The following is a 14,757-nucleotide window of genomic DNA, read 5'->3' as shown; positions in this document are numbered from 1 at the left end:
AGATTTGCTTTAAAAATCCTCCGTTAACATGATATATTAATTTATGGTGTTAATGGCAAAATCAATACTATAGAGTTGTCCGAAATGGACCAGCGGGAAGTCCTGATTGGTTGGTTAAATTTCCATTCGGGTAATTTGCCCATGAATATTTTACTGCTACCGGTTTTGCAACCTGATCGCTCTGCAGATGAACTTGACCGTTTTTGATACTGGCTGTTGCCAGATAAAACACCTGGTCAGCTCCGGCAATAAGAAAGCCTTTTAAACTGCCCGACTTTGCCTGAATACCATTATTGAATCTAAAGGTTAAGATCAGCTCGTTGTGTTGCTGAACCAATGATTGATAAACCGGGCCGGAGTACTCTACAGGTTTATGATAGGTTTTAGCGAGCGCAATCAAGGCTAGCCTTTTGCCAACGTCCTGTTTGTTTTTAGGATGAATATCAGCTTCCTCCCCGATATCAATGGTTACGGCCATACCCGTGTGTGGCAATGCCAATGTTTTGAGCTGAGCGTTACGAAGCATTGGCCAGGAGGTTTCGTCGCCTTCCCCCCTACCATAGCCAGCCAGCTGAGCAAAGTAGAAGGGTAACGTTGGGTTTTTAAACTGCGTTCTCCAATCCTGAATCAATGCAGGAAAAAGGGTTTCATATTGAACAGCGCGGCCGGCATTGGCTTCTCCCTGATACCAGATAACGCCTTTGATAGCGAATGAAATAAAAGGGTGAATCATGGCGTTGTATAGCACTGTTGGTCTGTTGGCACCCGAGTTAGCCTGAGGCATGGGTTTCAAATCTTTTAAATCGACACCGGTTTGATATTTCCACGAACCATTTATACTCACTTTTTCACCAGCACCCTGAATAAAAAGGTTTGAGGGCTCACCGTAAATACCACCGCCCCCGCCACCGTCGAAAACACGTACGGTGATGAAATGGTCGCCGGGTGAAACCCTTTCTTTAGGCACCCGGTATTTGCGTTCATGATCGTAGCCCTCTGTTCTGCCGATTTCCTGCTCGTCGAAAAAAGTGATGTCATTATCATCTATCGTTCCCAGCGATAAAATCAGCTCCTGACCTGTCCAGCTCTGGGGTATCGTAATTTTCTTTCTAAACCAGACTACGCCATCAAAACCAGGATTTTCTTTGGCGTCAAAAAACGCGGGCAAGGTCATCTCTTTCCATCCGGCATCACCGATATTTTTACCTGCCCAAACTGCTGTACCTGATTTAATCCCTTTATCCTGCAATTTTAAGGCCTCATTCCAGGCAGTAATTTGTTTTAAATAGTCTTCATCACCATTCTTTTGCTGAACCTGGGCAAGTGCGGTTTTAAAGTCGGGAAATTGCGATATGGTTTTAGCACTGGTCCACGCTTCAGCTACAGTACCACCCCAGGAACTGTGAATTAACCCTATCGGAATTCCGGTTTGTTTATACACTTCTCTGGCAAAGAAATATGCAGTCGATGAAAATTCCGGCACATTAGTCGGGGAGCACACATTCCATCCTCCATTCTGAACACTGAGATCATCCGTTGGAAAATTAGCTGTAGTGTGGTTTACCTGTAGTAACCTGATGTTGGGATAGTTTGCAGCAGCAATTTCCGATTGGTAATTGCTGATTTTCCCCCAGCCGGCCAATGGCATTTCCATGTTCGACTGCCCTGAGCACAACCAAACATCACCAATCAGTACGTTATCAAATTTTATTGCTGTACCGGCTGCAGAAAGCACCACGATATATGGCCCTCCGTAAGCAGGTGTTTTAATTCTGATCTTAAAGTTCCCGGCTTTATCTGTACGCTGCGCATATTTTTTTTGATCCCAGGAACAGGCCAGCATTACCAGATCACCTGGATTTGCCTTTCCCTCCATATTGATTTCAGCTTTTTGCTGCAATACCATATTTGAACTGAAAAAGGCGGGTAGCGTAACTTTCCCCTGCGATGCAGTATAGGAGCAAAACAACAGGCAAACTAATGCTAATTTAATTCTGATCATGATTTAACCTCCTCCACTTTAATCACTACACTGCTACGGTCTGCTTTAACATTTGGATTAAAACCCACTTTCATCAAAAAATCACCACTGTAAATCGTCTTGGAATCGATGCTTGACTGAGTACCCGGATACAAGTTGATTTCGGTTAAACGGTATTTTTTATCAGGGTTCAGTCCCTGCATCCTGATTGGCAATTTACTGCCTTCATCGTAACGGCTATTCACCAGGTAGTTAAAAGTGACCGCAGCAGATTGGTCTGCGCTGACAAACAACATGGAGGCAACGCTGCCTTCAGCAGGATTTGCCAGGCGATATTGTTCGCCTTGCCAGATGGTTTGCTTGATTTCATTATAATTTTTAATCGCAAGCTGGCAAAACTTAAGGTCATTTTCCGGCAGTTTACTTACCACAATATCGAAACCCAGTTTCCCCATAGTGGCTACATCGGTGCGGAATTTAATGGGCTGCTTACCCCAATCGGTAACATGGTTGGAGCTGGCGATAGCCGGATAAAAATAGGAATACTCCCACTGAATCAAAATACGCTCGAGGGGATCTGTATTATCGCTTGGCCAGAATTCAGTAAAATATTTAAGCGCCGCATAATCTACCCTTCCACCTCCACCCGAGCAAAGCATCATCGGAACTTTAGGATACTTTGCCCTGATCCTTTCCAGAACCTTGTATAAGCCCTGCACATATTCGATGTAAAAAGCGGCCTGATCCTTTAGATGGGAAGAATATGCATTATAAATAACTGCATTGCAGTCCCATTTGATATAAGCAAGAGACGGATTCTTGGTAAAAAGACCGTCTACAACGCCAAATACAAAGTCCTGTACTTTTGGATTAGCCAAATCCAGTACCAGTTGATTCCGGAAGTAATATTCGTCCCTTTTAGGTTGCTTCACCACCCAATCGGGATGTTTTTCATAGAGTTCGCTTTTGGGATTCACCATTTCCGGTTCTATCCAGATGCCGAATTTCACATCATTCTGACCGGCTTCTTTTACCAGTGAACTGATTCCGTTGGGCAGTTTCTGTTTATTCTCCTGCCAGTCGCCTAACCCTGCATGATCATCATTACGTGGATATTTATTGGCGAACCAGCCATCATCCAGTAAAAACATATCTACGCCAAGGGTTTTGGTATCTTTCAGTAACCCGGCCAGTTTCTGTTCATTGAAATCAAAATAGGTGGCTTCCCAGTTGTTTAGCAAGGTTAAGCGGTCGCCTTTACCATCCAGAAGTTGGTAGTTGCGCGCCCAGCTTTGCAATTTCCGGCTAGCGTCGCCTTTACCTGTGGTTGAGAAAGTATAGAGAAATTTCGGTGTAACAAAAGGTTGGTTAGCCTTGAGCTTAAAGTTGGATGCATAATTGTTTATACCGGCAATAATCCGAAGGTTATCCTGATAATCCAGTTCGAGATCTACACGGAAATTACCACTCCACTCCATTGCGCCGTATAAAACATCACCCTGGGTTTCAGTTGCCGGAGCGTTGAGTGAAACCATAAACACAGAAGGCTGAAACAAGTTTGCCCGGGTACCCAGTTTGCTATCGAGCGTTTTAATACCGTGGGTAAGGCGGCTTTCTTCAGGCTGCATCTCCTTTGCCCAATCGCCATGGTATTGTTTCAGAAAATAACTTTTACCCTTCAGGTATAGATTTGCGGAAGCGAACTTTTCTAGAGTAACCGCACCTTTTTCACTGTGACTGATTTCGGTCCATTGTTCAATTACATCTTCCTTAAAGAAACTCTTATAAAACAGTTTAACCGTGAAGTTGTATACCGGATCTTTTAAGGTAAGTGTGGTTAAACGAACATTGTCGTTGATATCTTTAGCTTGCTGTTGAACGAAATTCAGGTTCAGGCTTTTGTTCCCGTCAGCGTGCGTTACACTGATGGCCGGTTCGGCCAGGTTACGCGAGCCAGAAGGCGTGTAAGCTGCATTTAACTGGCCTGTATATTCCGTTGTTTGTTTATAGGCAGCATTTACCTGAGCGTATTCGGCAGGCGAGTGTAACTTTTCACCGAAATAAATGGTGTTTACATCCTTGCCTTTCACGGCTTCGAGTACCATTGCGTTATGGGCGGTTTCAATGCTGATGATTTCCTGTGCAAGTCCTGCTTGGCCAATGCCAAACAAACCGAGTAACAGGATTTGATGCTTGAATGTAGATATATTAATTGCTTTCATTGGTGTGTATTTATTTTAATGTGATTTTAAGCATGGTTGCCTGCGCTGGCTGGAGTGCTTGCTGATGATAGTTTATGGGGTTGATGGGTTGATGGCTGATCAGATCTTCGATGGATACAATCGATTTTTCATCAATGCCTAACCTGGAATAATCGATAGGTGCTATAGCAGAACTGTTTCCATAGTTGAAAAGTGCCACATACCTCACCTTGCCCTGTTCTTTTATAAACTGGTTTGATGCACTCTTGCCCCGGTTGCCGTCCACCGGTTTAAAAGCTTTCCCATCACGAATAATCTGAAGCAAATCCTGATCCTGAAACAGCTTTTGGGCATTGGCTTTCCATGGTCCGTTGGCTGAGAAATCATCCCCAACAATTAAAGTTCCGGTTACGATGGCTGATAGCGTTCGTGAAATATTTGCAGCCTCGCCTTCATTGCCCAGAACAACATGGTCTGCATCGATATAATGATACAGATAAGTTTGCCACCAGCAGTTAGTTAAACTGTTTAAGGTGTATTCAGTATCTTTAATGCTCTTGAAAGCATCGCAGGCGATCCGCCTCACCTGAACATACCTGCCGGAAGCTAAACTTGGCGATATGGCGGCATAAATCAGCATTTTGTTATCCAGGCATTGCAGCAAATATTCCATTCCAACCCTATAGGCCTGCATGCCTGTGCTAACCTTTGGATTATAAAACTGGGTAGATTCTACTGCTGCATGACCCAGAAAGTCTATTTTAATCATTTCAAACCCACAGGCTTTAAGACTTGAAATGACTGACCGGATTCTATTTTGTGTGCCCGGATGTGTCGGATCCAAAGCCCTGGCACCATCAAAATCATGGAAACCACCCTCCACTTTCGTCCACATTTCGCCAAAAGTAAAATCACTGCCGGGTGCTTTTCGGTTTGCTCCGCCCTGAAAGCCCCAGTCTGTAAACGGTGCCCAATAAATGCCGGGTTTTAAGCCTTTGCTTTTACAGTAATCAGCAAACTTCTTTAATGCCGAATAATCATTTCCTTTAAGCAGGTTATCCCAGTATGAATCCAGATCGATGTAGGCGACATTGCCCATGCGGAAGCTCTTCAGGTTTTCGGCAAAAAAATCCACCACCTGAGTTACCTTTTCGTAGGAGAGCTTCTCCTGCATTACACCCCAGCTATTCCAGCCTACAGGTGTAGCTCCGGTCCAGTTCGCCACAATTGGCTTTTCAGTTTCACGAACGGTTTTGGCATAGCTTTCCATACCTGTACGCCAGTCGTCGAAATAGCCAAAAAGAATGCCTGAAGAAGAAATTGAATTTCCTTTCAGGTAGCCATGTGCTGATCGGTCGCGTGTAAGCTCGTAGCTGGTATATCCACATTCAACGGCCAGTTTTAGGTGCTGCGGGACGGGCAGACGAGTCTTCAAAGCGGTTTTCCACTGGTCATGGTTCAAAGTACCGATCACATATCCTTTTCTGGTACGGTTATCATAAACAGAAGTAACTTCCGAACTGACATGCTCTTTTTCCATGCTGATCAAGTTCGCCTGGTAACTGATGAAAGTATCGTTATCAAAAGGAACCATTAAACCCGTTTGATTCGTAAAATCATCAGCAGCAGTTAACTTTCCTTTAAGGGGAAACATTTGGTTGCTGCTTAAAGCCGTACCCGAAATGGAAACTTTAATCACGAAAAATTGATGGTTGGAGTATGCAAAAATCGATTGGATGAAAGTCACTCCGGATTTGCTTCTGCCCGTAAACTGATACTGCTGACCGGTTCCGGTATCATTCTTAAAAGTCTTTTTCACAATTGTGCGGCGATTAACATCACGGGAGCTGATCATTTCATTGTTGACCAGCACTTCAGAATAACCATCTTTCAGTACCTGTTTTCCGTTTACAAACACATCAAAAGTCCCTTTTTCCGCTTTGTAATTGATAAAGGAATTTTTACCGAAAGGAATTTTTTGTCCGAAAACTGACGCATTGCTAAAAATAAGGAAAAGGCAAATTACCTTCGATAAATTGTTCATGGCTATTACGATTTCTGACTGGTCATATCAACCATTTTACCGTTAATTTTAATTTTTATTTTAGTAGGTACCGGGCCATAGACCTTATAGGCAGTTACTTTTCCATCCTTCCAGTCGAAATCTACCGTGAGGTTTCCGCGGGCTTTTACGCCGGTAATTTTACCCGAAGCTTTCCACTCCTGAGGGATAGATGGCAATAATTCGATAAAGCGATCGTGACTCTGGATCAGCATTTCGGCAATGCCAGCCGCTCCGCCAAAGTTACCATCAATCTGGAAAGGTGGACCGGCAGACAGCAGATTCGGATATATCCCTCCTCCTGCACCATAGTTAATGTCTGTTTTAATGGTGGGTTTCATCAGTTCGTGCAGCAGTTTGCCCGAACGTTCCCCATCCTGTAACCTGGCCCAGAATAATAGCTTATAGGCAATCGACCAGCTTGGCCCGTCATCGCCCCTAACTTCCAGTGATTTTTTTGCCGCTTCTGCCAGTTCCGGTGTTTTAACCGGAGTAATTAATGATGCGGGATAAAGCCCGTATAAATGGGAAATATGACGGTGTTGGGGTTCGGTTTCCTTGTAATCCCTTATCCATTCCATGATCCGGCCGTCTTTGCTGATAGTTCCGGCCGGAGGTACAGCTTTTAACTTCTCCGACAGAAACTTACTAAAGTCCTGATCAACGCCCAGGGTTTTCGCGGCATCGATCACATTTGTAAACAATTCTCTTACAATCTGATTATCAATGGTTGGCCCCATGGAGATGCTGGCTGTTTTTCCGTTAGGAAGATAGAAAGTATTTTCAGGAGAAACGGACGGTGCGGTGACCAGCCAACCCGTTTCAGGATCTTTAACCAGCGCATCGGCATAAAATTCAGCCGAGCCTTTTAATATGGGATAGATTTTTTTGAGATAAGCCTGATCATTGCTAAAAGCATAATGATCCCATAGATTGTTACATAACCAGCCCGACCCCGCATTTGAAGCACCCCATGAGGCACTTTCACCAGGTTCGGTGAAACCCCATACATTGGTGATGACATGGGCGATCCAACCTTTGGAATTGTAATAGGCTTTTGCCGTTTTCTCTCCGTTTTTCACCATTCTTCCAACTAAATCTGCCAGTGGCAGGTTCAACTCAGATAAGTTACTCACTTCAACGGGCCATTGATTCATCTGGATATTGACGTCGAGATGGTAATCGCCGTTCCATGGGGTATGAACCTGGTTAGCCCATAGCCCCTGCAAATTTGGCGGCAATAAACCTACCCGGGTGCTGCTGATGCTCAGATAGCGGCCAAACTGATAAAACAGCACCGGAAAGCCAACATCTGCTTTCGGATTTTTATTGTAGTTAACTAAACGTTCATCAGTTGGGATGGTATCTGTAATGTTGTTACCAATCTTTAAACTTAAGCGGTTGAATTTTTTCTGATAGTTACGGATATGGTTTTGTTTTTGAATGGCGTAAGTTTTGGAAAATGCCGATTTTAAGTCGAGGTTCACATTTTCTTTAAAGCCCGCATCCATAAAATCCGTACCGGCGGCGATGTAGATCAGTGCACTGGTAGCATTTTTTACAATGATTTTATTGTTTTTGACGGTTTGTGTACCTCCCGTTAAGCGGGCTTTTACGCGACTGATATACTGCATGCCTTTGCCATCTATGCCGTTGTCCAGTTGTCCGCTCATGATCAGTTCCCCATTTGCAGCAGCTACAATTCCCCGCTCCGGACGGGATATTTCGATATCAAAATTCAACAAGCCTGGTTTGGAGGCCGTTAACCTGATTACATCTACATCATCATCAAAACTCGTGAGGTATTCGCGGGTGTAGGCGACGCCATCGATGACAAAGCTGGTTCTGGCCACAGCCTGAGACAGCGAAAGTTCGCGTTGATAAAGGCTTGCATTTTCAACAGCTTTTTTTTGGTTTGGATAAGTAAAATTAAGCTTTAAATTACCCAGCAGCTGAAAGCAGCCATAATTGGTGCCACCTGAACCCGGACCTTTACAAATGAAGTTTTTATTAACCAGATCCTGAGCAAGATCATTCTTGCCTGCTAAAATAAGCTGCCTGATTTCAGGAAGGCTTTTGTGAGCTTCATAGTTGTTGGCATCCTGCGGGGCGCCCGACCATAATGTAATGTCGTTGAGCACTATATTTTCGGTATTGATTCCCCCGTCAGGCATCATACCCAGGCGGCCGTTTCCAAGCGGAATGGTTTCTTCCCAACGCCGGGCCGGTTTATTATACCAGAGTTTAAGGTTCTGCTGCGCAGCAGCATGCTCAATAAGGAACGAGCAGAAAGACAGCAATAATATCAGTTGATTTCGCATAACTAAATAGTTTCCAGTTGATTTACTTTTTTATATCCCAGTTCGGCCCCGCCACTTACAGGCATAATAATTCCGGTGATAAAGCGGGCTTTATCGGACGCAAGAAACACACAGGCATCGGCTACCACATCTCCGCTGGGGCAATACCCTAAGGCATGTATACCATCAAGGTAGTGTTTGATTCCTTCTACATCATTCTGAGCTTTACCCCACTCCTCCAGCATATCCGTCCACACGCCAGCCGGGGCCACTGCGTTGACACGGATTTTATATTTTGCATAATCCAATGCCATGGATTTGGTAAGCGCGTTGATTGCGCCCTTGGTAGCGGAATAAGCAGCATGATTTTCCTGTCCTATTTCCCCAACCAGACTACTCGTATTGATGATACACCCCTGGGATTTGATCAGTGCTTCAAGACCGAATTTTACTGTGTGGTAAACACCCTTTACATTAACATTAAACAAGTCATCCCATTCCGAATCAGCTGTTTCATGAATATTTTTTGAGGGATAAGCAATACCTGCATTGTTATGAATCACATCTAGCTGATGAAAACGATCGAGCGTTTTCGCGACGGCATTGCGGATATCCTGTGCATTTGACACATCGGCATGAATGCCAATATGTGGTGCGCCTAAAATAGAAAGCGCACGATTAATCGAAGCCTGATCATTGGAAATGATGGCCAGCTTTGCACCTTCTTCTGCATATTTTAATGCGCACTCAAAGCCGATACCCTTTGAGCCGCCTGTTAGAAATACAACTTTGTTTTTTAGTAAATGCATCTTGTATTTAAAATTAGTTATCTGAATAAATAGAATAGAACCGCCATGCTGATGAACAATATGGCGGATAATGTTTTATAGTTGCCCAATCCGGGCCAGCCTTTTGCTGTTAGCGGTGATTTCCATGAAGCCCAGTATAACGTAGCACTTTCGCGGGTATGTACAACAGGGTAGATATAGGAAAGTATAATCTGTAACAGTACACAAAATGTAAACAGGTAAAAAGCCATCATCATAAAAGGGATTGCTGCGAACCAGGTATCTGTCCACAATTTATTGATGGTAAACACCACTGCTCCCAGGGCAGAACCGAACCACAGGGTAATTTTTGCTGATGGCGCAGAAGCACCTTTCCAGAAAATCCCTAACAGGAATACGCATGTAATTGGGGGAGCAATGTGGGCGATGATGTCATTGATCCCGCTAAAAATACTTTCGTACCGGTTGAGTAGTGGCAGTAAGCCCAGAGAGAACAGCAAGGCTATACCTGCGGCAATTTTACCGGTTTTAACCAGTTTCCGATTGTTGAGGTTGGGGTAATACCGGGCGTAAATATCATAGCTCACCATGGTTGAAATTGAGTTTAACGCGCCCGATACCTGGCTCATTAAGCCGGAGAGTAAAGCGGCAACCAGCAGACCAATAAGGCCGCTGGGCAGTAGTTGCGTAATCATCAGCGTGTAGATGCCTTTACTTTCTACTATTGGCTGACCATTGCTGCCCATCGTCGTAATGCTTGAAAGATCGAGCTGGCCGGTTTGCGCTAATGTGTAGGCAAAAAGGCCCGGAATGATGAATATAAATACGGGCAGAATTTTGATGAAGCCACAGAATAACGTACCCACGCGGGCATGATTCTCATTTTTGGCTCCCAGAACGCGTTGCACAATGGTTTGATCGGCGCACCAATACCAGATGCCCAATACCGGGTAACCTAAAAATACGGCATACCATGGCATTCCTGATGGGTCGCTGGCCGGCCTTAACATCGAAAGTTTTACGTTTTGTTTTTCAGAATGTAAAACCTCAACCATGGCATTCCAGCCCGACATTTTGTGATAGCAGGCAAAACAAATGACGCCTGCCCCCAGTAACAATACTACGGTTTGAATGGATTCGGTTACTACAACGGCCTTCAAACCACCCACAATAGTATACAGGGCCGTGATGATACAGATGACCACAACGCTCAGATATATATTTACGCCAAACAGGGTTTTGAGTACAATACCACCTGCAAGCATAGAAAATGCGATGTGGATGATGATGGCTGAAACGATAGATACAAACGTTAACCAGTCCCTGCTCGAACGGTCGTAACGTTTCTCCAAGAAATCGGGTAAGGTGGATACGCCTGATTTGATGTAAAAAGGAACAAAAAACAGGGCGAGCAGTATCAGGGTAAAGGCGGCCATCCATTCGAAATTCCCGCTAAGTAAACCGGTATCAAAACCACTTTGTGCCAAACTAACCAGGTGGACGGTTGATATGTTTGTAGCGAAAAGCGCCAGACCGATTGCCGGCCACTTTAGCGACTTACCGGCCAGAAAATAGCTGCTGGCTTCATTTTTTTGGCTTTGACGGCGGTGCCTGATGCCCACCCACAATCCGATAAACAGAATGAGAAGGATATAGCTGGCACTAATGATGATATCAACGGTCTGGATCATTTTAAATTGGTTTTTTAATCATTGAAATTACAATTTAAGATCGCAACTGCTGCCTGTATTTTGAGGCGTGTGGTATAAACCATTTTCTAAACGGACCGGATGCACAAAACGCGCTTTTAGATGTGGGATGTGTTCTAAAAATAAAGCCTCGTGACCTAAGGCGATGTGGTTAAACAGCACCAGGTGTTGATGGAGCTGCCCCATATCCCCCACGTGTGGTACAACAGGGATATTGAATTTTCTGCACAATAAACTTATTGCTAAAAACTCACTTACCCCACCTACCCGTACGGCATCTACCTGCATGAAACCAGCACATTGTACCTGCAGATAATTTTTAAACACAATCGCATTTGGCACATGCTCCCCCAATGCGAGTTTAACCGGGGCAATTTTCTTCGCCAGGGTTTGATGTGCCAGCACATCATCGGGATGCGTTGGTTCTTCAATCCAGTAAGGATTCATTTTACTCAGTTCGGCACAAACGGCTGATGCCTGAGGCAGGTTCCATTGCTGATTGGCGTCGAGCATGATTTTAATGTCATCGCCTGCAACTTCACGCACCATGTTAGCGCGGCGGATATCATGCTCAGGATCTTTCGATCCAACTTTAAGTTTCATGGCAGTAAAGCCCGTTTCCAGCGCCCTCTTAACATTCTGTTTTACCTGTTCATCAGGATAATTAAACCAGCCAATTGAGGTATCGTATCCGGGGTAACCTACATTTAAGATTGAAGTGCGGGAAGACTGTGTGAGCTTATTTTCGTTTATTAAATCAATGGCCTGCTGCCGGGTCAGTTCATCTTCCAGGTATGAAAAATCAATGGTATTCGCCAGTTCTTCCGCTGAAAGATCGATCATCAGTTTCCAAAGTGGTACGCCTCTCTTTTTAGCCCACAAATCCCAGCAGGCATTGGTAACGGCGGCCAGTGCCAGGTGAACAACACCTTTATGGGGCCCAAGCCACCTGAATTGCTGTTCATTAGCAAAAGACCTGTAAGTTGTGCCGAAGTTCGCCATCAATTCTTCAATGTCTCTTCCGCGTAACTGGCTGGCGTAAAAACCAGCGGCTTTGCAAACCAGATCGTTTCCCTCACCTAAAGTAAAAGCAAAGCCGGTACCTGTTAAAGCGGTATCATCTTTTAAGTTTACCACGGCGTAGGAATAGATGGGGTCGCGATGAATGGCATCACTTCCCGCACCATTTCCGAGTGGAAATCTCGCATCTCTTATTTCAATACTTTTGATCATAACTATTGCTTATTCCAGAAAGTGAGTTCGCTCATATTGCTGTAGCCTGAACCAGTTACGGTATGCAATACCCTGATGCGGATGTAACGAACAGGCGGCGGATTAGCAATCAGGTCAAATTTCATGGCATTTTTACCATCGTCTGTACGGGTGATGTCTTTCAGTAAGGTCCAACCTTTAGCAACAGCTTCGGCTTTCCAGCCGGAATCATCAGCCCTTAAATTTGTGGTGGCATTGGTCAGGTCATTGATCCCCCAAACTTCAAAACGATCAGGATTATTGCAGCAATCCCGGCCAACTTCCTCAATCTGGGCCAGGTTGGTGTAAGTTCTTCCCATATCGAAGGTGAGCACGTGTGCAATATAACTGCCATCACTGTGAAAGATGTTCGGGTAGCCCTGCGGACCATTGCTATTGTCCCAAAGCTTACTGATGCTTGTACCGGATTCGTAGGTATTCACATCATTGGGCAGGCGAACTTCCCTGAATAATGATTTATCACATTGTGCAAAGGTGAATATTTTTGGAAAGGTGGAAAAGTCGCTTACGCTGAATACATCCAATGAGCCCAAAGATGGGATATAGGAAGATTTATAAAGCACATCAGTTCCTGATTTATAATCATTTAAGGTAATCGACATATCCTTTGCTGCCAGCGTTTTCTCCGTAACCACATTGCTGGTATTGGTATACCGGATAGTGGTACCCACGTTGATGGTATCAGGTACATTAAAATTCAGCTGAACGGAACCGTTGGCATTAACAACGTAAGGCTCGGTAGCGTTGAACGGGCGGTTTAACAATGCACCCTGATATAGAGGCCCGTAAACCCTTACGTTGGGCGCTTCAATAGGAATTGATTTCCGTCCCTGTGCGTCGTAAGACAATACGGTGAACGTATAAGTATACTCACTTAGGTTCGGAATAATCACTTTAATGGTATCCAAAGGATTATGAGAAGTGGATTTTACAGTTATTGAATCGACATTATTATTCCACTTGATTACATATTTGGTTACGCTTGGATCGGGACTTGGATTAAACCATAATCCTGTACGCAGGTTACCGGCTTTAGCTACAATTTTTGAAACTTTTCCGGGGTAAACGGTTTCGCCGTTTTTAAGGAACTCCTTGAAGGCTACATCATCTTTAGTACAACTGATGATGATGGTTGCAATAAGCAGCACCGCTAAGACTATATATCTGTTTTTCATTTTTTCTCTACTGATTAATTTGAAGAATAATTATCGGGCATCACCGTAAAACGCCATTTCCATAGCGTGCGCAAAGGTGCCGCTAGACCATGTTGTGGATACGCTTAAACGTACATAGCGGACTTTTGGACTTACCAGCGGAACATTGAAACTTACACCTGCTTTAACAAAATCATTATCGGCAGTGGTGTGTGCAACCGGCGTAGCGCCAGAAGGTGGCGGCGGATAATTGTAATTTCCCAGGTTTGTCCAGTCGCCGATTACCGTTCCTTCAGGAGCAGACATAGGCAGGCTGGCATCTCTCGGAGCCGTTGCGTTTGATCCCCAGAGTGAAAATACTTTTGGATTACCATGCCCGTAAGCAAATTTATCCCCTCCGTCCGGGCGTTCCCAAAGAATGAAACGACTCAGTTTGGCACTTACGCCCAAGCCGAATGTAGCAATAGCAGGCATGGCACCGCCTGGCGCAGTATGCCAGCCATTTGAACTTCCATCGGTTCTTCCATCCCATAAATAGGGTAAATCCCATCCATAAGCAATTACGCCATCTGATGGCAGGCGGTAAGAAGTGAACTTATTTCTATCCAGAATCGATTCAAAAAGCGGGGTGATTGTTTTATAGGTGGTATCGGATATATTTCCGTAATTATCAATAACATAGTAGCCAATTCTCTTTTCAACGGGCTGGTAACCGCGAACTGAATAATCTATTGTTGCCAGTTTGGAGAAATTCTGGTCAATCACATCAGACACATTGCCTTCGAAGCCTAAAAGGATTACGCCTAAATTTGCTTTACCCGGGTTGGTGCCGGTGATTTTAATCCCGCCGAAATCTGCCTGGGCATTAATTGTAGGTTTTACCAGTAAGTATGGTGGCGTATCCGGGCTCACTTTAACAACCAGTGGATCAGATTTCACATTGGCCCTGCTCACTGTGTAAAGTGTAACTTCGTATTCTTGCTTTTTAGCAAATCCCTCCACTGTGATGGTGTCGGAATAGTAGCTTGATTTGGTTTCCCGCGTGGTAACGCCATTTATTTTATATTGCGCCAACACGTAGAGAATATTTTGAGAATTAGGAAGCGAGTAGGTAATATTGGCTCCCCCATTATAATTCTGCACTTTAACGTTGCTTACCACCGCCGGCTTGGTCATGTCAGTTGAGGCCGGCTCATTATAGGTTTCCATTTTTTCGCAGGCCATTAGACAAACGATTGAAAACAACATGAGCGCAATCCATTTATTTATATTTTTCATTTTCTTAAACTT

Annotated in this window: 9 protein-coding genes; all 9 read right to left on the bottom strand. The window is 44.4% G+C overall.

Annotation, left to right across the window (positions count from 1 at the left end; all coding sequences use genetic code 11):
• Window positions 1-67 precede the first annotated feature (67 nt).
• From AC570I_RS15135 to AC570I_RS15095, 9 genes are read right to left on the bottom strand one after another with little or no spacing between them, the layout of a single operon-like run.
• The gene (locus AC570I_RS15135) at window positions 68-2,002 is read right to left on the bottom strand and encodes a sialate O-acetylesterase (RefSeq protein ID WP_497406104.1); all 1,935 of its coding nucleotides are present in this window, start codon (window positions 2,000-2,002) and stop codon (window positions 68-70) included.
• On the bottom strand, window positions 1,999-4,203 hold the full coding sequence (locus AC570I_RS15130) for an alpha-galactosidase (RefSeq protein WP_497406103.1): 2,205 nt from the start codon (window positions 4,201-4,203) through the stop codon (window positions 1,999-2,001). Before AC570I_RS15130 ends, AC570I_RS15135 begins: the two co-directional genes overlap by 4 nt.
• Before the next feature lie 10 nt (window positions 4,204-4,213).
• A complete protein-coding gene (locus AC570I_RS15125; protein WP_497406102.1) occupies window positions 4,214-6,226 on the bottom strand; it encodes an alpha-galactosidase in 2,013 nt (670 codons plus the stop codon).
• Window positions 6,227-6,231: 5 nt separating this feature from the next.
• Window positions 6,232-8,565: a glycoside hydrolase family 95 protein gene (locus AC570I_RS15120; protein ID WP_497406101.1), complete on the bottom strand. Its 2,334-nt coding sequence runs from the start codon at window positions 8,563-8,565 to the stop codon at window positions 6,232-6,234.
• A gap of 2 nt (window positions 8,566-8,567) precedes the next feature.
• Entirely contained in the window at window positions 8,568-9,353 is a 786-nt protein-coding gene (locus AC570I_RS15115; RefSeq protein WP_497406100.1) for an SDR family NAD(P)-dependent oxidoreductase, read from the bottom strand.
• Between the two features lie 17 nt (window positions 9,354-9,370).
• Window positions 9,371-11,023 carry a sodium:solute symporter gene (locus AC570I_RS15110; protein WP_497406099.1) on the bottom strand — a complete coding sequence of 551 codons (1,653 nt, stop codon included), beginning with the start codon at window positions 11,021-11,023 and terminating at the stop codon, window positions 9,371-9,373.
• A 27-nt stretch (window positions 11,024-11,050) separates the two neighbouring features.
• On the bottom strand, window positions 11,051-12,274 hold the full coding sequence (locus AC570I_RS15105) for an enolase C-terminal domain-like protein (protein ID WP_497406098.1): 1,224 nt from the start codon (window positions 12,272-12,274) through the stop codon (window positions 11,051-11,053).
• 2 nt (window positions 12,275-12,276) lie between these two features.
• The gene (locus AC570I_RS15100; RefSeq protein WP_497406097.1) at window positions 12,277-13,488 is read right to left on the bottom strand and encodes a DUF4998 domain-containing protein; all 1,212 of its coding nucleotides are present in this window, start codon (window positions 13,486-13,488) and stop codon (window positions 12,277-12,279) included.
• A gap of 30 nt (window positions 13,489-13,518) precedes the next feature.
• Window positions 13,519-14,745: a DUF5000 domain-containing lipoprotein gene (locus tag AC570I_RS15095; protein ID WP_497406096.1), complete on the bottom strand. Its 1,227-nt coding sequence runs from the start codon at window positions 14,743-14,745 to the stop codon at window positions 13,519-13,521.
• Window positions 14,746-14,757: the final 12 nt, after the last annotated feature.

Source organism: Pedobacter sp. A2324 (genome assembly GCF_059693705.1).
The sequence above is the reverse complement of the archived record's forward strand: the minus strand, read 5'-3'. Positions and strand labels throughout refer to the sequence as shown.